Annotated in this window: 19 protein-coding genes and 1 riboswitch; of the genes, 13 read left to right on the forward strand and 6 right to left on the reverse strand. The window is 68.4% G+C overall.

Translation table 11 applies throughout. The features are described 5' to 3' along the window. Positions 1 to 45: 45 nt before the first annotated feature. On the reverse strand, positions 46 to 1,824 hold the full coding sequence (locus EV137_RS18025; protein WP_134130078.1) for an ABC transporter ATP-binding protein: 1,779 nt from the start codon (positions 1,822 to 1,824) through the stop codon (positions 46 to 48). After that, positions 1,821 to 3,581 carry an ABC transporter transmembrane domain-containing protein gene (locus EV137_RS18030; RefSeq protein WP_134130079.1) on the reverse strand — a complete coding sequence of 587 codons (1,761 nt, stop codon included), beginning with the start codon at positions 3,579 to 3,581 and terminating at the stop codon, positions 1,821 to 1,823. The genes EV137_RS18025 and EV137_RS18030 overlap by 4 nt, the downstream gene beginning before the upstream one ends. A gap of 164 nt (positions 3,582 to 3,745) precedes the next feature. Between EV137_RS18030 and EV137_RS18035 the strand changes: the two genes are divergently transcribed. Further along, entirely contained in the window at positions 3,746 to 5,173 is a 1,428-nt protein-coding gene (locus EV137_RS18035; RefSeq protein ID WP_134130080.1) for an MFS transporter, read from the forward strand. A gap of 1 nt (position 5,174) precedes the next feature. Further along, on the forward strand, positions 5,175 to 5,723 hold the full coding sequence (locus tag EV137_RS18040; RefSeq protein ID WP_133996997.1) for a dihydrofolate reductase family protein: 549 nt from the start codon (positions 5,175 to 5,177) through the stop codon (positions 5,721 to 5,723). On the opposite strand, the gene EV137_RS18045 is transcribed toward EV137_RS18040, so the two are convergent. Beyond that, positions 5,720 to 6,733: a GTP pyrophosphokinase gene (locus EV137_RS18045; protein ID WP_134130081.1), complete on the reverse strand. Its 1,014-nt coding sequence runs from the start codon at positions 6,731 to 6,733 to the stop codon at positions 5,720 to 5,722. The two genes, EV137_RS18040 and EV137_RS18045, sit on opposite strands and share 4 nt — an antisense overlap. A 149-nt stretch (positions 6,734 to 6,882) precedes the next feature. Here EV137_RS18045 and EV137_RS18050 point away from each other — a divergent pair, with 149 nt between their 5' ends. The 5 genes from EV137_RS18050 (at position 6,883) to EV137_RS18070 (ending at position 11,941) form a co-directional block, all read left to right on the forward strand. Continuing rightward, a complete protein-coding gene (locus EV137_RS18050; RefSeq protein ID WP_133783524.1) occupies positions 6,883 to 8,076 on the forward strand; it encodes an ATP-binding protein in 1,194 nt (397 codons plus the stop codon). Between the two features lie 48 nt (positions 8,077 to 8,124). Beyond that, positions 8,125 to 8,991, forward strand: coding sequence for a DUF3152 domain-containing protein (locus tag EV137_RS18055; RefSeq protein WP_134130082.1), 867 nt, complete (start codon positions 8,125 to 8,127; stop codon positions 8,989 to 8,991). Positions 8,992 to 9,021: 30 nt separating this feature from the next. Next, positions 9,022 to 9,828, forward strand: a complete 807-nt coding sequence (locus EV137_RS18060) for a hypothetical protein (protein WP_134130083.1) — start codon at positions 9,022 to 9,024, stop codon at positions 9,826 to 9,828. Beyond that, positions 9,825 to 10,484 carry an alpha/beta fold hydrolase gene (locus tag EV137_RS18065; protein ID WP_133997011.1) on the forward strand — a complete coding sequence of 220 codons (660 nt, stop codon included), beginning with the start codon at positions 9,825 to 9,827 and terminating at the stop codon, positions 10,482 to 10,484. The genes EV137_RS18060 and EV137_RS18065 overlap by 4 nt, the downstream gene beginning before the upstream one ends. Before the next feature lie 18 nt (positions 10,485 to 10,502). After that, positions 10,503 to 10,620, forward strand: a riboswitch (TPP riboswitch). Next, positions 10,616 to 11,941, forward strand: a complete 1,326-nt coding sequence (locus EV137_RS18070; RefSeq protein ID WP_133997014.1) for a purine-cytosine permease family protein — start codon at positions 10,616 to 10,618, stop codon at positions 11,939 to 11,941. Its footprint overlaps the riboswitch before it by 5 nt. Here the strand turns inward: EV137_RS18070 and EV137_RS18075 are convergent. Next, entirely contained in the window at positions 11,880 to 12,260 is a 381-nt protein-coding gene (locus EV137_RS18075; protein WP_202871029.1) for a hypothetical protein, read from the reverse strand. The genes EV137_RS18070 and EV137_RS18075 overlap by 62 nt on opposite strands. A gap of 68 nt (positions 12,261 to 12,328) precedes the next feature. On the opposite strand from EV137_RS18075, the gene EV137_RS18080 reads away from it, so the two are divergent. Beyond that, positions 12,329 to 13,012 carry a class I SAM-dependent methyltransferase gene (locus tag EV137_RS18080; protein ID WP_134130084.1) on the forward strand — a complete coding sequence of 228 codons (684 nt, stop codon included), beginning with the start codon at positions 12,329 to 12,331 and terminating at the stop codon, positions 13,010 to 13,012. A 165-nt stretch (positions 13,013 to 13,177) separates the two neighbouring features. Here EV137_RS18080 and EV137_RS18085 read toward each other — a convergent pair whose 3' ends face one another. Continuing rightward, positions 13,178 to 13,744 (reverse strand): methylated-DNA--[protein]-cysteine S-methyltransferase, encoded by a 567-nt coding sequence (locus EV137_RS18085; RefSeq protein ID WP_134130085.1) that lies wholly within the window; start codon positions 13,742 to 13,744, stop codon positions 13,178 to 13,180. Further along, complete coding sequence (locus EV137_RS18090) at positions 13,737 to 14,228, reverse strand: RNA polymerase sigma factor (RefSeq protein ID WP_134130086.1); 492 nt, start codon at positions 14,226 to 14,228, stop codon at positions 13,737 to 13,739. The genes EV137_RS18085 and EV137_RS18090 overlap by 8 nt, the downstream gene beginning before the upstream one ends. A gap of 251 nt (positions 14,229 to 14,479) precedes the next feature. On the opposite strand from EV137_RS18090, the gene EV137_RS18095 reads away from it, so the two are divergent. The 5 genes from EV137_RS18095 to EV137_RS18115 are packed head-to-tail and all read left to right on the forward strand — an operon-like array spanning position 14,480 to position 18,911. Continuing rightward, entirely contained in the window at positions 14,480 to 15,022 is a 543-nt protein-coding gene (locus EV137_RS18095; protein WP_133997027.1) for a flavin reductase family protein, read from the forward strand. Next, the gene (locus EV137_RS18100) at positions 15,015 to 16,058 is read left to right on the forward strand and encodes an ABC transporter substrate-binding protein (protein ID WP_133997030.1); all 1,044 of its coding nucleotides are present in this window, start codon (positions 15,015 to 15,017) and stop codon (positions 16,056 to 16,058) included. Before EV137_RS18095 ends, EV137_RS18100 begins: the two co-directional genes overlap by 8 nt. Further along, the gene (locus EV137_RS18105) at positions 16,055 to 16,891 is read left to right on the forward strand and encodes an ABC transporter permease (protein ID WP_133997033.1); all 837 of its coding nucleotides are present in this window, start codon (positions 16,055 to 16,057) and stop codon (positions 16,889 to 16,891) included. The genes EV137_RS18100 and EV137_RS18105 overlap by 4 nt, the downstream gene beginning before the upstream one ends. After that, entirely contained in the window at positions 16,867 to 17,577 is a 711-nt protein-coding gene (locus EV137_RS18110) for an ABC transporter ATP-binding protein (protein ID WP_134130087.1), read from the forward strand. The genes EV137_RS18105 and EV137_RS18110 overlap by 25 nt, the downstream gene beginning before the upstream one ends. Beyond that, positions 17,574 to 18,911: an LLM class flavin-dependent oxidoreductase gene (locus tag EV137_RS18115; protein ID WP_134130088.1), complete on the forward strand. Its 1,338-nt coding sequence runs from the start codon at positions 17,574 to 17,576 to the stop codon at positions 18,909 to 18,911. The genes EV137_RS18110 and EV137_RS18115 overlap by 4 nt, the downstream gene beginning before the upstream one ends. The last annotated feature ends 5 nt before the right edge of the window (positions 18,912 to 18,916 follow it).

The following is an 18,916-nucleotide window of genomic DNA, read 5'->3' on the forward strand; positions in this document are numbered from 1 at the left end:
TGACCAGGGGGTGTCCGACGGTGCTCCGCCGGACACCCCCGCCCGTCATCGGTCGCCGTGCCAGGAGTGCCAGAGCGCGGCGTACGCGCCTTGGGCGTCCACCAGTTCGTCGTGGCCGCCCAGCTCGACGATCTTGCCGTCCTCGACGACTGCGATCACGTCGGCGTCGTGCGCGGTGTGCAGCCGGTGCGCGATCGCCACCACGGTCCGGCCCTCCAGCACGGTCGCCAGCGACCGCTCCAGGTGCCGGGCCGCGCGCGGGTCCATCAACGAGGTCGCCTCGTCCAGGACCAGCGTGTGCGGGTCAGCAAGCACCAGACGCGCCAGCGCGACCTGCTGCGCCTGCGCCGGTGTCAGCGAGACCCCACCGGAACCCACCTCGGTGTCCAGCCCGTTGTCGAACCCGGCCACCCAGCCGTCGGCGTCGACCGACCGCAGTGCCGCCCACAGGTCCGCGTCGGACGCGTCCTGCTTGGCCAGCCGCAGGTTGTCCCGCACGCTGCCCACGAACACGTGGTGCTCTTGGTTGACCAGGGCAACGTGACTACGCACCTGCTCGGCTGACATCCGGTCCAGCGCCGCACCACCCAAGGTGATGTCACCGACGCGTGGCGAGTAGATGCCGGCCAGCAAACGACCCAGCGTCGACTTGCCCGCACCGGACGGCCCGACGAGCGCCACGCGCGCCCCTGGCTCGACCGTCAACGTGACCCCGTGCAGTACGTCGCGGCCCTCCAGGTACCCGAACCGCACGTCGTCGGCCAGCACCGTCCGCCCGTCCGGCTCGTCCTCGCTCGTCGTCGCCTCGGTCTCCACCTCACGGACGCCGACCAGCCGCGCCAACGACACCTGTGCCACCTGCAACTCGTCGTACCAGCGGATCATCATGTTGACCGGCTCGACGAGCATCTGGATGTACAGCGCACCTGTGGTCAGCGCACCGACCGTCAGCCAGCCCTGGATCGCGAAACCGCCACCGATGACCAGTACGGCGGCCAACGCGACCGTGTGGGTCATGTTGATCACCGGGAACAGGATCATCCGCAGGTACAGCGTGTACCGCTCCCAGGCGACCCACTGGCCGATCCGGGTGTCGCCACCGGCGATCCGGCGGGCACCGAGCCGGTGCGACTCGACGGTCCGGCCGGCGTCGACCGTCTCGGCCAGCGCCGACGCGACCGCGGCGTACCCGGCCGCTTCCGACCGGTATCCCGCTGGTGCACGGCGGAAGTACCACCGGCCGCCGATGATCAGGATCGGCGCCGCGATCACCACGGCCACAGCCAGGGCCGGTGCGGTCACGATCAGCGCGCCGATCAGCAGCGACGCCCAGATGATCGCGATCGTCAGCTGCGGTACGGCATCCCGCATCGCGTGCGACAGCCGGTCGATGTCCGTGGTGATCCGGGACAGCAAATCACCCGTCCCGGCGCGCTCCAGCACGCCCGGCGGCAGTCCGACCGCGCGGACCAGGAAGTCCTCACGGAGATCCGCGAGCATCTCTTCGCCGAGCACTGCTCCGCGCAGGCGCGTGAGCCGTACGAACACCGTCTGCACCGCGAGGGCGATGACGAAGCCGATCACGACGTACGGCAGGTCGACGTCGGTGTGGCCCTCGGAGAGCTTCTGTACGACGTTGCCGAGCAGCCACGGCCCGACCATGCCGCTCAGGGCCGCTATCGCGTTCACCAGCGTCAGCCACAGGAACTGGCGCCGGTGCCGGCGGAACAGCTCCTTGATGTAGGCACGGACGGTCGCGCTACTGGCCACCGGGAGCCGCACTACCTCCTGCGGGGCTGCCGGGTCGTACTCCGGGCGCTTCACGCGAACTCCTCGAACGTCGGTTCTTCTTCACGGGTCACAACGGCGCGGTACCGCGCGTTGGTGTGCAGCAGCTCGTGGTGCGTGCCGACCGCGTCGACGCGGCCTTCCGGCACGAACACGACGCGCTCCGCCCGGTCCAACATCAGCGGACTGGACGTGAACACCACCGTGGTCCGGCCGGCGCGCAGCAACTGCAGACCGTCCGCGATCCGCGCCTCGGTGTGCGCGTCGACCGCACTGGTCGGCTCGTCGAGCACCAGCACCTGCGGGTCGACGTACAGCGAGCGAGCCAACGCCACCCGCTGCCGCTGGCCACCGGACAGGGACCTGCCGCGCTCGGTCAGCACCGCGTTCATGGCGTCGGACTCACCAGCAGGCAGCGTCTGCCGCAGTACGTCGAGGATGTCCGCGCACTGCGCCGCGTCCAGTGCTGTCTCGGGTGAGACCGCACCACTGGCCGGTACGTCGAACAGCTCGCGCACCGTCCCGGACAACAGGACCGGGTCCTTGTCCTGCACGAGTACGACGGTGCGCGCCGACTCCAGCGGGATGTCGTCCAGCGCGACGCCGTCGAGCAGCACGGACGCCTCGTCCGTGGCTGACGGGCTGTGGCCACCCAGACGGTCGGCCAGCAGACCGCCCTGATCCGGGTTGCCGCAGACGACCGCGGTGAAGCTTCCGGCCGGGACATGCAGCCCGGTGACCGGGTCGAGCACGTCGCCCTCCGGCAGCTGGGCCGCAGCGGTCCCCTTGGTGGCGTCGGTCCGCTGCAACGACAGCACGCGCGCGGCCCGGCGCGCCGACACCTTCGAGAAGATGAACGCGCTCGCGGTCTCCTCGAACGTCTGCAGCGGCACCAGCATGAACGTGATGAAGCCGTATGTCGTGACCAGCTCGCCGACCGAGATGTGGCCGGACGTCACCAGCCGGACACCCATCCAGACGACGAGCACCAGGAACAGCCCGAACAGCAGCACCTGCAGGGCCGCGATCAGCGACCACATCCGGGCACTGCGGACCGCACTGCTCCGGTACTCCTGTGAGGCGTCCCGGTACCGCTCCAGGAACAGCTGCTCACCGCCGATACCGCGCAGCACGCGCAGACCGGCGACGGTGTCGGCGGCCAGCTCCGTGGCCCGGCCGCCCTTGGCCCGCTGCTCGTCCGCCCGGCGCTCCGCGGGACCCATCAGCGGGACGATCGAGAACGCGAGCACCGGTACGGCGACCGCGACCACCAGACCGAGCTGCGGTTCGTAGAACAGCAGGCCGATCACGACCGCGAAGCAGGTCAGCAGCGCGGCCACGAACCGGCCGAGGACCTCGACGAACCAGCCGATCTTCTCGACGTCGCCGCTGCTCACGGCGACCACCTCGCCGGCCGCGATCCGGCGGGTCAGCAGCGAGCCCAGCTCCGCGGCCTTGCGGAACAGCAGCTGCTGCAGGCGGGACGCCGTACTGATCCAGTTGGTCACCACGGCCTTGTGGAAGTACGAGTCGGCGCCGGCCTTGGCCGCGCCGAAGGCGAGCAGCAGGGCACCGGCCAGCATCAGCTTGGGCCAGGACAGGTCGATCGCCGCCTGAACGGCGAGACCCACGGCGACCGGAGCGGCGGCGATGCCGCCGAAGTACACGAGGCCCCAGAACACTGCGAGGGCCTGCCCACGCAGTTGCTGGTGCTCCAGCCAGAGGATGAGTCGGAGGCCGGATCGGGTGTCGGGCACACCCGGATCGGCGAACGGGACAAGGCGCAAAGACATGACGTCTCACAAGGAGGCATAGAGGGGTGGAAAGAAGGCACCTGACCAGGCGAACAGATCAAGCCTAGGCGGCCCCGCCGACAGTCCGTCAAACCGTTTTCCCGGACACCCGGGAACCGTTTCCAGACCCGGTAGTAAAGTCTTCAACAGACGAAGGGAGCCGGGTGGAGGAGCTGACGCGGGGGCGGCGGCTGCTGGTGCTGGCGATCTGTTGCTCCAGCCTGTTCATCGTCGGTCTGGACTCGACGATCGTGAACCTGGCGCTGCCGGCGATCCGGTCCGAGTTCGGGGCCTCCGTCGCGAAGCTGCAGTGGACGATCGACGCCTACACGCTGGTGCTGGCCAGTCTGCTGATGGTCTCCGGGTCGACGGCGGACCGCGTCGGGCGGCGACGGACGTTCCAGGTCGGGCTGGTGCTCTTCGGGATCGGGTCGTTGCTGTGCGGAGTCGCGACGAGCGTCGACCTGCTGATCGCGTTCCGGGTGCTGCAGGCCGTCGGCGGGTCGATGCTGAACCCGGTGGCGATGTCGATCATCACGAACACCTTCACGGATCCGCGCGAGCGTGCGCAGGCGATCGGCGTGTGGGGCGGTGTGGTCGGGCTGAGCATGGCGGTCGGGCCGGTCGTCGGCGGGTCGCTCGTGGACGCGGCCGGGTGGCGTTTCATCTTCTGGATCAACGTGCCGGTCGCGGTGGCCGCCGTACTGATGACTGCGTTCTTCGTGCCCGAGTCGCGGGCCGCCGTGCCGCGGCGGATGGATCCGATCGGGCAGGTGCTCGTCGTACTGCTGCTGGGTGGTCTGACGTACGGGATCATCGAGGGCCGGTCCGCCGGGTGGGGGTCGCCGCTGATCATCGGATGCTTCGTCGTGTGCTTGGTCGCACTGGCGACGCTCGTGTACTACGAACGTCGTCGGGAGCAGCCGCTGCTGGAGCCACGATTCTTCCGGAGTGCACCGTTCTCCGGTGCCACGCTGATCGCGGTGTGCGGGTTCTCGGCGCTGTCGGCGTTCCTGTTCCTCAACTCGCTCTATCTGCAGTCGGTGCGTGGTTTCACCGCGCTGCACGCCGGTCTGCTCACGCTGCCGATGGCTGCGATGACCGTGGTGTTCGCACCGGTGTCCGGTTGGCTGGTCGGTCACAGAGGTCCGCGGGTACCACTAGTGGTGGCCGGCACCATGCTGACGGCGTCCGGCCTGCTTCTGTCCCGGCTGACCACGACTACCGCCACCGTGCATCTGCTGATCAGCTACCTGGTCTTCGGACTCGGCTTCGGCATGCTGAACGCACCTATAACCAATGCCGCCGTCTCCGGCATGCCACGGGCCCAGGCAGGTGTAGCCGCAGCCATCGCCTCCACCAGCCGCCAGGTCGGCGCCTCCCTAGGCGTCGCTGTCGCCGGCACCGTCCTCACCGCTCGCCTGGTCGGCTCCTTCGAAACAGGTTTCGTCAGCGCCGCCGAGCTCTGCTGGTACATCATCGCGGGCTGCGGAGCCCTGGTCCTTGTCCTCGGCGTGATCACCACGAGCCGCTGGGCTCGCAGTACCGCGGAGGCGCTTGTCAAAGATCCCGGTGCTGCTCCGACCAGGTGACATGACAAACAACAAGATCGTGGTGTCGGTGCAGGCGTCGCTGGACGGCCGGGTAGCGGCGGAAGGCGGCGCACTCGACTGGATGCAGGTGAAGGACGAGTTGCACGCGCACTTCGTCGACGTACACCGGACCGCGGGGATGTTCGTTTACGGGCGGAACACCTACGACGGCATGGCCGGGTACTGGCCGACCGCCGAAGGGGCGCCGTTCCTGGTGGAGTACGGCAAGGTCTGGACGGAGATGCCGAAGCTGGTGTTCTCGCGGACACTCGAGTCCGCGGACTGGAACACGACCGTGGTCCGCGAGCTCGATGCGCTCGAGGAGTACCGCAGGACCGCCGATGGCGACCTCTATGTGATCGGTAGCCCGCAGCTGGTCACCGCACTGGCCGATCGGGACCTGGTGGACGCCTACGAGATCTACGTGCACCCGGTGGCGCTGGGACATGGACCGTCGATCCTCGAGGGGTTGTCGTCGCGGCAGGGTCTGACGCTGACCGGTGCTCGGACCTTCGACGGGAACGTGGTCAAGCTGGATTACTGCCGCTAGCTCTCGACCAGCCCGGCGCGGGTCAGGGCCTTGAGGCGGCCGCGGAGGATCTTTTGCCGGCGCTCCTCATCGGGGAACAGCTCCAGGTAGACAGGTCCCTTGGCGGCGAGTAGGTCGTCGTCGAGGCGTCGTACTGTGCCGGCCGGGGCCCGGTGCGTCATTGCTGCCTGCACTGCTTCGCTGTCGATACCTGTGAGCAGTTCGGTGAGCTGCTCCTCCGTGGTGATGCCGAGGCGGTGCAGGATGCCCAGGATCCAGGCGTAGTGCGTGGTCTTTGCGTGCGGCGCGTCCGGGTAGCGGCGGGTCAGGTACGTCGTCAGCGTGCCCGTCGTGAGGTCCAACGGCGCCTTGTCCGACGCGGTCGCGGCCAGCTCGCGGTACAGCCGGTCGATCTCGGTGAACTCGTTGTCGGCGAGCTCCATCAACGCGGCGGCGAGCAGGAACCGCCGGTCGAACTCGGGCTTGCGGTCCGGCGGGATGTCCAGCTTGTACCGGATGTCGTGCTCGAACTCGGCCCACGCGTGCTGGACCGCCGTCCGGACCTGGATCTCCATCACCAGGTTCTTCAGTACGGCGTACTCCGGCAGCTCCCGGCGGTGCTCGTTCAGCCGGACCAGGTAGTGCTTGCTGGCGTACCCGAAGACGCCCTGCGCCCGGGTGTGCGCGCCCATGTCGGTGTGCTCGACGATCTCGAACTCTTCCTCGATCACCTCGCAGACCCGGTCCACCGCCTCCACCAGGAACGTGATGACACGGGCCGCGACCAGGTCGGTGATCTGGTTCAGCGGGTCGTCGTACTTGGGTCTGGTGGGGTCGTCGGGATGCGGCTTCGACGCCTTCGCGAGGAACGACTCGGGATCCTTGGCCCGCGCGGTGGCGGTCAGGTAGTTGATGCCTTCCTCTTCACCGATCAGCTCGTTGATCAGCGCCTCGAGCTTGCGTGCGCCGCCGACGTACTGCTGGTGCACCCGCTCGTACAACGCGCCTGCCTGCGGCACCCACTCCACCATGGCGGAACCCTAGTGCTCCCGAGGTCGCTCGTGCTGTCTATCGCTTTCTAGTCATTTCACTAGAAAGCTGTAGACAGCTGTCGCGACACGCTCTGCCCGTCGATCGGTCAATCTACGGAAAACGCTAGACGGCCTCATACAGTGAAAGCATGGATCCGATCCGGAATCCCTATGCGCCCGGCGCCGGTCAGCGGCCGCCTGAGCTGGCCGGACGCGACACCGAGGTGCGGCAGTTCGAGGTGGTGCTCGAACGGGTCGCGGCAGGCAGACCGGAGCGGAGCTTGGTGCTCAGCGGCCTCCGGGGCGTGGGTAAGACGGTTCTGCTGAACACACTGCGCTCGCAGGCGATCAAGCGGGCGTGGGGCACCGGGAAGATCGAGGCGCGACCGGACCAGAGCATCCGGTTGCCGATCGCGCAGGCGCTGCACACCGCGATGCGGGAGCTGGGGCACCGGCACCGCGACGACGAAAAGGTCGACCAGTTCAGCGCCGTACTGAAGGCCTTCGCGTTGCGTACGGCGGCGAACGACCGGAAGGGGATCCGCTGGCATCCGCCGGTGGACGTGGCCGCCGCAAAGGGCCGAGCCGACTCCGGTGACCTGGAGATGGATCTGATCGAGCTGTTCACCGACGCCGCGGACCTGGCGGGTGACCTGACGGTCGGGGTCGGGCTGTTCATCGACGAGATGCAGGACATCAGTTCGGACGACCTGTCCGCGCTGTGCGCCGCGTGTCACGAGATCTCGCAGCAGAGCGCGCCGCTGGTCGTCGTCGGCGCGGGCCTGCCGCATCTGCCCGCCGTACTGTCGGCCAGCAAGTCGTACTCCGAGCGGCTGTTCCGCTACATCCGTGTGGACCGCCTGGCGCGGGAGGCGTGCGACCGGGCGCTGATGGTGCCGGCGGAGAGCGAAGGCGTGCAGTACGACGAGGAGGCGCTGGACGAGCTGTACGCGCAGACGGACGGATACCCGTACTTCGTGCAGGCGTTCGCGCACTCGACCTGGGACCACGCGCCGGCCTCACCCATCACCATCAAGGACGTCGCCGTCGCGGGACCCGAGGCGTCCGCCGAGCTGACCGTCGGCTTCTTCGGCTCCCGCTACGAACGCGCGACCCCCGCGGAGCGCGAGTACATGCGCGCCATGGCCGAGCTCGGCATCGGAGTCGACGACGGCTCCGTCCCCACCGCCGAGGTCGCCAACACCCTCAAGCGCAAACCCCAGTCCCTCTCCCCCGCCCGCGACGGCCTGATCAAGAAAGGCCTGGTCTTCTCGGCCGAACGCGGCACCGTCGCCTTCACCGTCCCGCACTTCGGGAAATTCCTGCGGACGAGGACGGCTTAACGAAACCGGGCTTTCGTGCTCTGGCAGGTATCGGTAGGGTCGACTGTCATGACCACCCGGCGGAGCGGCCAGCGCGGACACACGTCTGGGCGTCGGCGGAGTGGGCGGCACAGTCGGCGGAAGTCGTACAAGGGGCAGTGGCTTGTAGTGACTGCGTTGGCGGTGCTGGGGACTGTGGTGGTGGCGCACCCGGATGTCGCGCACCGCAACAGCCTGGCGGCGCAGGCGGTTGCAGGGGTCAACGAGGTTGCTCAGGAAGAGCCGGTGACCTCGGTCACGCCCAAGACGACGCCGGTTCCGATTGCCACGCCGACGCAGAAGTTCACCACTCCGTTGCGACCGGCACCGACCCTGACGCGCAAGCCGAAGGGTGCGAAGCCCAACGTCCTGGTGTCGACCGGGAAGCTTGCTGTGGTGCCTGGGTTCAACAAGGCGACCGGTGTGCGCGACAAGATGACGTACCGCGTGGAGATCGAGCAGGGCGTGTCGGTGAACGGTGCCGCGGTCGCGGCGGCCATCCACAAGACGCTGACGGACCCGCGCGGCTGGCAGGCGGTGCACGAGGTGAGTTTCGAGCGGACGGACAGCGTCGACGCCGACCTCCGGATCATCCTCGCGACGCCGACCCTGACCGACAAGCTCTGTCTGCCGCTCGACACCGGCGGTGAGGTCTCCTGCCGCGTCGAGGACCGCGTCGTGCTCAACGCGAAGCGGTGGCTCTACGCGATCCCGGCGTACAACGGGCAGGTCGACCTGTACCGCAGCTACCTGGTCAACCACGAGGTCGGGCACGCGCTCGGCCACGGGCACTCGACCTGCACGACCCCGAAGACCCCCGCGCCGGTGATGATGCAGCAGACCAAGGGTCTGGCCGGCTGCCTGCCGAACGCCTGGCCGACGATCAAGGCCACCTGAGAAACTGGGTACGACGGGAGGGAGCAGGCGATGTCATCACAGGACTTCCCGACGTACGGCAGGGACGAGCAGCCCGAGCAGCAGGGATCCGGCGAGGAGCATCACTACGCGCCACCCACGCCGTACGGCGGCGGCACGTACGGCGCTGGTCAGCCCACCCCGCCTGAGCAGTTCCCGTATGCGCCGCCGCAGGCCTACGGAACGCAGCCACCGCCGCAGGGCAACCCGGCGTACCACCAGCCCCCGGCCTACCGTCCCGGTGCACCGTACGGCGCTCCGGCGAGCCCGCAGCCGCATGAGCTCCCGACGTACGGCCGCGAGGAGCACTCGCGTGACCCGCGGGCCGCTCGGGTCGTCGGCCTGGCCGCGTTCATCGCCGCGATCTACGGGCTACTGGTTGTCTCCGTCCAGCGCGTCGCCCTCCGTGAGATCTCCCAGGCGCCCGGCTCGCCGCTCAATCACCCACTCCGCACGGACGTGCTCGACGCGATCGGCCAACTGCTGCTCGTGGTCGTCGGCACTGCCGCGCTGGTGATGTGGATCCGCGACGTGCTGGCCCGCCACAAGTTCGGTCGCCGGCCCGACCCGGCCGAGCTGGCCGGTCTGCTCCTCGTCGCAGTGTCCGTCATCCCGATCCTGGTCTGGCTGCTCATGGTGTTGTCCACAGGTCTCGGTGCCAGCGACGATGCGGTCCACCGGCTGCCCACGGCGTACGGCTGGGGTGGTTTCGGCCTGCTGATCCTCGCCGTCGGTCTCTTCCTCGGGTACCGCGAGCTGAAGCCCGACGTACCGAACCCTGTCGTCAAGGGCGCTCCTGCCAAGGCTCCCTGGGAGTGAACGCACCTATCGTCCTCGTGCCCGGCCTGGGCCTCGGCCCGGAGTCGTACGCGCGGACGGTCGAACACCTCGTCACGCCGTACCACGTGGTCACTCTGCCCGGGTACGGCGAACCGGCGGGCACCCGTGAGGACCTGCACCCCCGTGCCCTCGCGGTAGCGCTTGCCGGGAAGATCCGCGAGCGGTCCGTGCTGGTCGGCCACTCGGCGAGCTGTCAGATCGTCGTCGAGCTGGCGATCCGCTACCCCGAGCTGGCCCACGCGCTCGTGCTCGCCGCCCCGACCGGCGACATCCGGCTCTCGAGTTGGGTCGACCGCGCGGTCCGGCTCGTCGGTTCCGCCATCCCGGACGCGCCGAAGCTGGTCCGGATCAGTCCGCAATACGCCCGTACGACGCTGCCGTCGATCGCCCGCGCCGGCGAAGCGTCGAGACACCACGACCTGGCCGCAGTCATGCCCCACGTGCAAGCGCCGGTGGTTCTGGTCCGCGGCCGGCACGACCTGCTGTGTACGGCGGAATGGGTCGAACGGCTCGCGGAACTCAGCCACGGCGAGGCCCGCACGCTGGACTCCGGGGCGCACATGCCGGTCGTGACGAACGGGCCGGAGCTGGCAGCGCTCATAGAACGGGCGGCCGCTCTTCCGCACAGTAGCTGACGAGTTAGACTTATCAGCACAAACCTATGCGGGAGCTCGCACCGAGGATGCGCGGGCTGAGAGGGCGACAGCTGGGTCGCCGACCGCCTGAACCTGACCGGGTAATGCCGGCGTAGGGAGTGGGGTCACTCATGACCGACACAGCTGTTCGTCCTGCCAGTACTACCGAGGCGCCGCTCGTCCTCACCACCGATGCGCCACGCACGCTCGGTTTCTTCGATCAGTTCACGCTCTGGGGCAACTTCGGCATCTCGCTGTTCGGCCCGGTGACCGGTGCGCTCGTGGCGGCGTACACCGGCTCGCTCTGGCAGGGGCTGCTCGCTGTGGTCGTCGGCTGTGGCATCGGCGCGTTGGTGCTCGGCGGTGCCGCCGTGTTCGGGTCGCACACGGGTGCGCCCGCGATGGCGAGTCTGCGCGGTCTGTTCGGCCGCCGCGGTTCGATCGCGCCGACCGTGCTGAACATCGCGCAGAACGTCGGCTGGGCGACGATGGAGATCATCGTGATCTCGCAGGCCGCGGTCGCGGTCACGAGTGAGCGGTGGCGCTGGCTGTTCGTCGTACTCGCCGGAATCATCGCCACCGCGATGGCGGTCCGTCCGCTCGGCAGCGTGAAGATCCTGCGGAAGTTCATGGTCTGGCTGGTGCTGCTCGCGTCGGTGTACCTGTTCGTGCAGGTGCTCAGCAAGCCGACGCACGCATTGCCGCAGGACAGTGTGTTCGGCTTCTGGCCGGCCGTCGACCTGGCCGCTGCCGGTGTCGTGTCGTTCGCGCCATTGGCGGCTGACTACACGCGGCACTCCCGGACCAACAAGGCCGCGTTCTCCGGGTCCGCACTCGGCTACGGCCTGGCGGCGATCGCGTACTACGCGCTCGGTGTCGTCGCTGTGGCAACGCTGCAGACCAACAGCGACGACGTGATCACCGCACTGGTCACACTGCCCGCGGGTGCGATCGCGCTGCTCGTACTGCTGGTGGACGAGGTCGACGAGGCGTACGCGAACGTCTACTCGACCACGCAGTCCGCACACAATCTGATCGGCCACGTCGATCGCCGCTGGATCTCGGTCGCGATCGGCGTGATCGCCACCGGTATCGCGCTGTTCATCGACCTGGGCAACTACACCCAGTTCCTGTACCTGATCGGCTCGGTCTTCATCCCGTTGTTCGCGGTCGCGATCGCGGACTTCTTCGTGGTCAGCAAGATGAAGTGGGACGTCTCCGGTACGGCGAAGTTCCGCTGGCAACCGACCGCCGCGTGGCTGATCGGCTTCGTCGCGTACCAGTTGGTGAACCCCGGAACCGTCTCCGGCTGGTCCCCGTTCTGGACGAAGGTCCAGCAGGCCCTCTTCAACGACCACCCCGTCCCTACCTGGCTCGGCGCGACGTACACCTCGATCATCGTCTCGATGGTGGCTGCTGTGCTTCTCGGCCGGATCGGTCGCCGGCAGGCTGCCTGAGCAGGGCGAGAGCGACCACCGGGAACACGAGCACGGACAGCAGCCCGGCGCAGACCAGTGCGGCGGCGGTGACCGGTGTCATCAGCCCCGTCGCCACGCCGATCTGCGTCGCCGTCACGATGAACGGCAGCGACGTCGCTTGCAGCAGCGCGGTCGCGGCCGTCGCGCGAGCTCCCAGCGTCCGCACCGCGAGGTACGCCGGTACTCCGCGAACCGCTAGCAGTGCTAGCAGGAACAGCGGCACGCGGACGAGCGCGGCGTCGTGCCACGGGCATTCCCCCTCGCAACACAGACCGTTCAGCAGGTCAGTGCCGGCCAACGGTCAGGCGTTACAGGAAGCTCGCCCTGCTGGACAACTGACCCGGAGCACGCGGAATACTGGCGGTCATGCTGAACTCCGCACTGCGTAGTCGGGCCGAGTATGCGGAACTCGGTGCCGACGGACTGGCCGCGCGTACGTCGCCTGAGCGGGACGCGCTGATCGTCAAGGCGGTGGAGGAGCTGCTGGAGGGCCGCGAGTCGGTGCTCGACCTGTGTTGCGGGTACGGACGGGTCGCGCTGCCGCTGCGCCGCGCCGGCAAGGTCGTGCGCGGGCTGGACATCTCGCCGAACCTGCTCGAGGCCGCTCGCGCCCGGGCCGCCGAGGAGGACCTCGCGATCGACTGGGCGATCGGCTCGATGACCGATCTGCCGTACAAGTGGGACTCGTTCGACGCGGTGATCTGCCTGTGGACGGCGTTCCACGAGCTGTTCGCGGAGGACGAGCAGATCTCCACGATCTGCGAGATCTCCCGGGTGCTGAAGCCGGGCGGGATCGCGATCATCGAGGGCCCGGTCTGGGGACCGGCGACCGCGGCCGAGATCGCCAACGGGATGCGGCAGGGTCCGGAGCACCGGATCGTCACCACCGAGCACGACGACGACCGCAGCAGCGTGCACTTCATCCACGACGAGATCAGCTACGGCCGCCTCTGCGCGGCCGCCGGCATCACGGACTACAAGGTCTACAAACGCGACTGGGGCGGCCGCCGCCGACTCATCCTCGAGATCCACCAGCCGGCAACCGACTAGTACGACGACCAACCTCGAATCTCTGACGTGTCAGTTTCTCGATTCGAAGACAGTCCCGGATCCCTTGCAGGTAAGGGGAAGCAAAGAAGCAGATCCCCACTCCACATTGGGGATCTGCTCCTTATTTCATCGAGTGTAAATCCATTACCGGAAATTCCGGAAAACTCAGCTTTTTGCTTCGAGATTCAGCAAGAATCGTTTTGCGTCGAGTCCGCCGGCGTACCCGGTGAGGGCGCCTTTCGCGCCGACGACCCGGTGGCAGGGCAGTACGACGCAGACCGGGTTCGCGCCCAGCGCCGTACCGACCGCGCGCGCCGCCTTGGGCCTGTCGATGTCGGCGGCAACGGTTCCGTACGTCGTCGTGGCGCCGTACCTGGTGTGTGTCGGCAGATCCGTCAGCACGAGCCGCTGGAACGGCGTCGCCAGCGCGAGGTCCACCTCCAGATCGAAGGCGTGACGGCTACCTGACAGGTATTCGTCGAGTTGCCGTCGTACGTCGTCCAGCGGCCGAGGCTGCCGTAGTACCCGCGGGGACACGGCCCGGGCGAGCCGCGCGGTCATCGTCTCCTCGTCGCCGAACGAGCTGGCGACGACCCGGCCGTTCGCGATGGCGAGCAGGAGAGTCCCGATCGGGGTGTCGTGCAGTGTGTAGGCGACGTCGGCGTCGGGCAGGACGGGTGGTTTCAGGTCAGTGGTGTCGAGCCGGGTCAGCCGGCTCTCGAGGTCAGTCATCGTGTACTCCGAGTTTCGTGCGCAGGGTCGCCAGCGCGTCGCTGACGAGCCGGCGTGACGCGGCGGGCGTGGTATCCAGAGCGGCGGCCACGCCGTGGTGGTCCAGGTCGCCGACGTACTTGAGCGTGATCGCGAAGCGTTGCCGCTCCGGGAGTTCGTTGACCGCCTGCCACAGGTCGGGGTCCGGCCAAGCCGTGGCCTCCGGTCCGTCGACCGCGACCGGCGGCGCCTCGTCCAGCGGGCGCTGCGGTTTCCGCGCCCGGTGTACGTCGGTCGCGCACCGGGCGGTGATGGTGAGGAGCCAGCTGCGCAGGTTCTTCGCCGAGGTCAGCTCCGGATATGCCGCATACGCCTTCTCCCAGGCGCGTTGCGCGACGTCGTCGCCGTCCTGACCGGCCATCGCCCGCGCCAGCCTGGCGACGTCCCGCCAGTGCGCGTCGATCAGCGCCTGGAACGGCGGCAACCCGACCTTCTCCCGAGTCATCACGTAAGTAGAACGCACGGCGCCTGTCGGGTGTGAGTCCGGATCCCGAGATTGTCTAGTTAGCCGATAGACATTGGTGCGAAGATAGCTGACATGACGACGACACTCCTCACCCGCCGTCGCGTCATCGACCTGCTGCGGACGGCGAGCGCCACCTGTCGGTGACCCGTTCTCTTGCTGCCGCCTGCATGAGGCCTGTCTGATCACGCCTCACATCACCTGTGGTCCCTGCCCCGTTCCGAGGGAGAGACATGTCTGTACCTGCCCTGAACCGTCCTGCCCTGGCCGTAGTACCTGACCGTTCCGAGGAGCGGATCGTGGACGCCGACGTCTACCGCTCCGTGTTCCGTCGCCACGCCGCCGGCGTCGTGGTGATCACCGCGGACTCCGGGCACGGCCCCGTCGGCTTCACCGCGACCTCGCTGGTCTCGATCAGCCTGCTGCCGCCGCTGGTCTCGTTCGCGATCGCGACCAGCGCCTCCAGTTGGCCGACCGTGAGTACGGCGAGCAGCGTGGTGATCAACTTCCTGTCCGCCGACCAGCACGCGATCGCCGGCCGGTTCGCCACCAGCGGGATCGACCGCTTCGCCGAACCGACCCGCTGGTCGCGGCTGGCCACCGGCGAACCCGCGCTCGACGACGCCCCGAGCTTCCTCCGCGCGCAGATCGCGCACCGTTTCGCCGTCGGCGACCACTACCTGGTCGTCGCCCGCCTGGCCACCCACACCGAACGTCGTGAGCACGAGCCGCTGCTCTACCACGACGGCCGCTACGCGAAAGCCCACCATGTCTAGAAAACGCCTCTACTCCGCCCTCGCCCTGCTCGCGCTCGTCACCGGCTGCAGCGGCAACGCGGCCGCCGACGGCGCCGCCAAGCTCTCGCTGGACGCTCCGCTGCCGACCTCGGTCCCCGACGGCACGAAGATCGTGGTCGGCGACCCCGCCACCGAAGTCGCGCTCAAGCTGTCCGGTCAGCTCGACAAGGTCTCGAAGTTCGTCCAGTTCGCCAACCTGAGCGGCGGTCCGCAGACCACCGAGGCGTTCCGGGCGCACGCCCTCGACCTCGGCTCGGTCGCCGAGATCCCGCCGATCCACGCGACCTGGACCGGCCTGCAGGTCAAGATCGTCGCCTCCAAGTTCCGCAAGGACCCGCTGAACCACCCGATCTACCAGCTGGGCATCGCGCCGGGCGTCTCGGTCAAGACGCTGGGCGACTTGCGCGGGAAGAAGATCGCGTACAGCCCCGGTCAGGCACAAGGTGCCCTGGTCCTCAAGGTGCTGCAGAAGGCCGGCCTGACCAAGGAGGACGTGAAGCTGGTCGAGCTGCCGAGCACGGGTGACGTCTACTCGAACGCGCTCTCTGGCAAGCAGGTCGACGTCGCCCCGATCGGCGGCGTACAGATCAAGCGCTACCTGGCGAAGTACGGGAAGGACGGGGCCAGCACGATCGCCCATGGCTTGCGCGACGACGCCGGCCACCTTTACGGCCCGGTCGAGTCCCTCGAGGACCCGGCGAAAGCCGCTGCTATCCGCGCGTACGTCGCCGCGTGGGGCGTCGCGCAGGACTGGATCGACAAGCACCCGAAGGAATGGATCCAGGGGTACTACGTGAAGGACCAGGGCTTGACCGAGGCTGACGGGCAGTGGCTCGTCGACAACGCCGGGCACCCGGACATCAGCGCCGACTGGAGCGACGCGATCGAGCGTCAGCAGCAGACCATCGAGCTGCTCGCCAAGGAGACCGGCAACAAGGTGATCCAGGCCAAGGACCTGTACGACCTGCGGTTCCAGAGCGTCGCCGCGGACGCGATCAAGGGAGGCGCCAAATGAGTGCGACCACGCTGCCCGGACTGCGGCCGCGCACGGCCTCGGCCCCCGTCGTACGGCGCCGGCGTCTCGGACCGGGCAAGCCGATCAGGTTCGGGGCCGCGATCGGGCCGGTGCTGCTGCTGGTGGTCTGGAGCATCGGCTCCGCCACCGGTTGGATCGACCAACGAGTACTGTCCGCGCCGTGGACCGTGGTGACCACGGCCGGCGACCTGATCGCCGACGGCCGCCTGCAGTCGAACCTGTGGACGTCCGCGCAGCGGGCCCTGATCGGTCTCGCGTTCGGCATCGTGCTGGGCGTGGTCCTCGCGCTGATCTCCGGACTGTCCCGGCTCGGTGAGGCGGTCCTCGACGGGCCGATCCAGATCAAGCGCGCGATCCCGTCGCTGGCACTGCTGCCGCTGCTGATCCTCTGGCTCGGCATCGGCGAGTCGATGAAGATCGTCACCATCCTGCTCGGGGTGTTCGTGCCGATCTACATCCACACCCACAACGGCCTGCGCACCATCGACAGCCGGTACGTCGAACTCGCGCAGACCGTCGGACTGTCCCAGTGGGAGTTCGTCCGGCGCGTGGTGCTGCCTGGCGCACTGCCCGGGTTCCTGCTCGGGCTGCGGTTCGCGGTCACCGGCGCGTGGTTGTCGCTGGTCGTCGTCGAGCAGATCAACTCCACCAGCGGCATCGGCTACATGATGGAACTGGCCCGCACGTACGGGCAGACCGACATCATCATCGTCGGCCTGGTCGTCTACGGCATCCTCGGCCTGCTGTCCGACGCGGTCGTCCGCCTGATCCAGAGGAGGGCCCTGTCATGGCGACGAACGTTGGCCTCGTAACCGTTCAAGTCCGCGACCTGGTACGCCGGTACGACGACCGCGCCGTACTGGACGGACTGGACCTGGCCATCGAACCGGGTGAGTTCGTCGCCCTGCTGGGCAAGAGCGGATCCGGTAAGAGCACGTTGCTGCGGGCGCTGGCCGGCCTGGATCACGACGTCGACGGATCCGGTGAGCTCGCCGTACCGGAGAACGTCTCGGTCGTCTTCCAGGACTCCAGGTTGTTGCCGTGGGCAAGAGTACTTGAGAATGTCGTGCTCGGCCTGGGCGGCGCGGACGAGCGCGGGCGGAAGAGCCTCGAAGAGGTCGGGCTGGCCGGCCGGGAGAAGGCTTGGCCGAACGAGTTGTCCGGTGGTGAGCAGCAGCGGGTCGCGTTGGCGCGGTCCCTGGTGCGGGAGCCGGAGCTGTTGCTCGCCGACGAGCCGTTCGGTGCGTTGGACGCGCTGACCCGGTTGAAGATGCACGTCTTGCTGCGGAAGTTGTGCGCGGCGCACCAACCCGCCGTACTGCTGGTGACGCACGACGTCGACGAGGCGATCGTGCTGGCCGATCGGGTGATCGTGCTCGACGCGGGCCGGATCGTCGCCGAGGAGACCATCACGTTGCCGGCGCCGCGGAGTGCGGCCGATCCAGGATTCGCCGCGGTTCGCTCGCGGCTTCTCGACGCTCTAGGAGTTGCGGTATGAGTAGGCAGTTGCATCTGAACGCGTTCCTGATGAGCACCGGGCACCACGAGGCGTCGTGGCGGCTGCCGGAGAGCGATCCGTTCGCGAACACCTCGGTGGCGCACTACCAGGCCCTGGCGCAGCTGGCCGAGCGGGGCAAGTTCGACTCGATCTTCTTCGCGGACTCGCCGGTGCTGTTCGGCAACGTCGGGCGGCGTCCGGCCGGTTCGCTGGAGCCGACCGTGCTGCTCACCGCGATCGCGGCGGCCACTTCCCGGATCGGGCTGATCGCCACGGCGTCCACGACGTACAACGAGCCGTTCAACCTGGCGCGGCGGTTCGCCAGCGTGGACCACGTGAGCGGTGGGCGTGCGGGCTGGAACGTGGTCACCACGGCTGGTCCGGAGGCGGCGCGCAACTTCAATCTGGCCGATCAGCCGGCGCATGCGGAGCGGTATGAGCGCGCGGCGGAGTTCCTCGAGGTCGCGTACAAGCTCTGGGACTCGTGGCAGGACGATGCCGCGATCGCGGACAAGGCCGAGGGTGTCTGGGCGGTCCAGGAGCGGGTGCAGCCGATCGACCACGTCGGCCGGCACTTCCAGGTCCGCGGGCCGCTCAACCTGCCGCGATCGCCGCAGGGGCACCCGCTGATCGTTCAGGCCGGTTCTTCCGAGGACGGCAAGGGACTGGCGGCGCGGTACGCCGAGGCGGTGTTCACCGCGCAGCAGACCCTGGAGGACGCGCAGGACTTCTATCGGGACCTGAAGGCGCGTACGGCGGCGCTCGGGCGGGATCCGGAGACGATCAAGATCCTGCCGGGGATCGTGCCCGTGATCGGATCCACGGTCGAGGAGGCCCAGCGCTTGGAGCAGCGGCTGGACGAGCTGATCCGGCCGGAGTACGCGCGGTTGCAGCTCGCGAAGACGCTGCGGGTCGACCCCGAGGACCTACCGTTCGATCAGCAGCTCCCTGCGGATCTCCCGGACGAGGACGAGATCGAGGGTGCCAAGAGCCGGTACACGCTGATCGTGACGCTCGCCCGGCGCGAGAACCTGACCGTCCGCGAGCTGATCGGCCGGCTCGGCGGCGGGCGCGGGCATCGCACGTTCACGGGTACATCGGAGCAGGTCGCGGACGCGATCCAGCACTGGTTCGAGGCCGGTGCGGCCGACGGCTTCAACGTGATGCCGCCGGTGCTCCCGTCCGGCCTCACGACGTTCGTGGACGAGGTGATCCCGATCCTGCAGGCGCGTGGTCTGTTCCGGACCGAGTACACCGGCACGACGCTGCGCGACCACTACGGCCTGGCACGGCCCGCCGGCCGGACTCCTCAGCTGCAGGAGGCCACTGCCTGAGGTCC

It is taken from the genome of Kribbella pratensis, from assembly GCF_004366075.1.
GTDB classification, from domain to species: Bacteria; Actinomycetota; Actinomycetes; order Propionibacteriales; family Kribbellaceae; genus Kribbella; species Kribbella pratensis.

What these genes read in the sequence shown, in the direction of transcription:
- EV137_RS18030 (WP_134130079.1), bottom strand. Translation starts at nt 3,581, where the DNA reads ATGTCTTTGCGCCTTGTCCCGTTCGCCGATCCGGGTGTGCCCGACACC.
- EV137_RS18080 (WP_134130084.1), top strand. Translation starts at nt 12,329, where the DNA reads ATGCTGAACTCCGCACTGCGTAGTCGGGCCGAGTATGCGGAACTCGGT.
- EV137_RS18095 (WP_133997027.1), top strand. Translation starts at nt 14,480, where the DNA reads ATGTCTGTACCTGCCCTGAACCGTCCTGCCCTGGCCGTAGTACCTGAC.
- EV137_RS18040 (WP_133996997.1), top strand. Translation starts at nt 5,175, where the DNA reads ATGACAAACAACAAGATCGTGGTGTCGGTGCAGGCGTCGCTGGACGGC.
- EV137_RS18085 (WP_134130085.1), bottom strand. Translation starts at nt 13,744, where the DNA reads ATGACTGACCTCGAGAGCCGGCTGACCCGGCTCGACACCACTGACCTG.
- EV137_RS18105 (WP_133997033.1), top strand. Translation starts at nt 16,055, where the DNA reads ATGAGTGCGACCACGCTGCCCGGACTGCGGCCGCGCACGGCCTCGGCC.
- EV137_RS18070 (WP_133997014.1), top strand. Translation starts at nt 10,616, where the DNA reads ATGACCGACACAGCTGTTCGTCCTGCCAGTACTACCGAGGCGCCGCTC.
- EV137_RS18115 (WP_134130088.1), top strand. Translation starts at nt 17,574, where the DNA reads ATGAGTAGGCAGTTGCATCTGAACGCGTTCCTGATGAGCACCGGGCAC.
- EV137_RS18045 (WP_134130081.1), bottom strand. Translation starts at nt 6,733, where the DNA reads ATGGTGGAGTGGGTGCCGCAGGCAGGCGCGTTGTACGAGCGGGTGCAC.
- EV137_RS18110 (WP_134130087.1), top strand. Translation starts at nt 16,867, where the DNA reads ATGGCGACGAACGTTGGCCTCGTAACCGTTCAAGTCCGCGACCTGGTA.
- EV137_RS18090 (WP_134130086.1), bottom strand. Translation starts at nt 14,228, where the DNA reads ATGACTCGGGAGAAGGTCGGGTTGCCGCCGTTCCAGGCGCTGATCGAC.
- EV137_RS18060 (WP_134130083.1), top strand. Translation starts at nt 9,022, where the DNA reads ATGTCATCACAGGACTTCCCGACGTACGGCAGGGACGAGCAGCCCGAG.
- EV137_RS18100 (WP_133997030.1), top strand. Translation starts at nt 15,015, where the DNA reads ATGTCTAGAAAACGCCTCTACTCCGCCCTCGCCCTGCTCGCGCTCGTC.
- EV137_RS18055 (WP_134130082.1), top strand. Translation starts at nt 8,125, where the DNA reads ATGACCACCCGGCGGAGCGGCCAGCGCGGACACACGTCTGGGCGTCGG.
- EV137_RS18050 (WP_133783524.1), top strand. Translation starts at nt 6,883, where the DNA reads ATGGATCCGATCCGGAATCCCTATGCGCCCGGCGCCGGTCAGCGGCCG.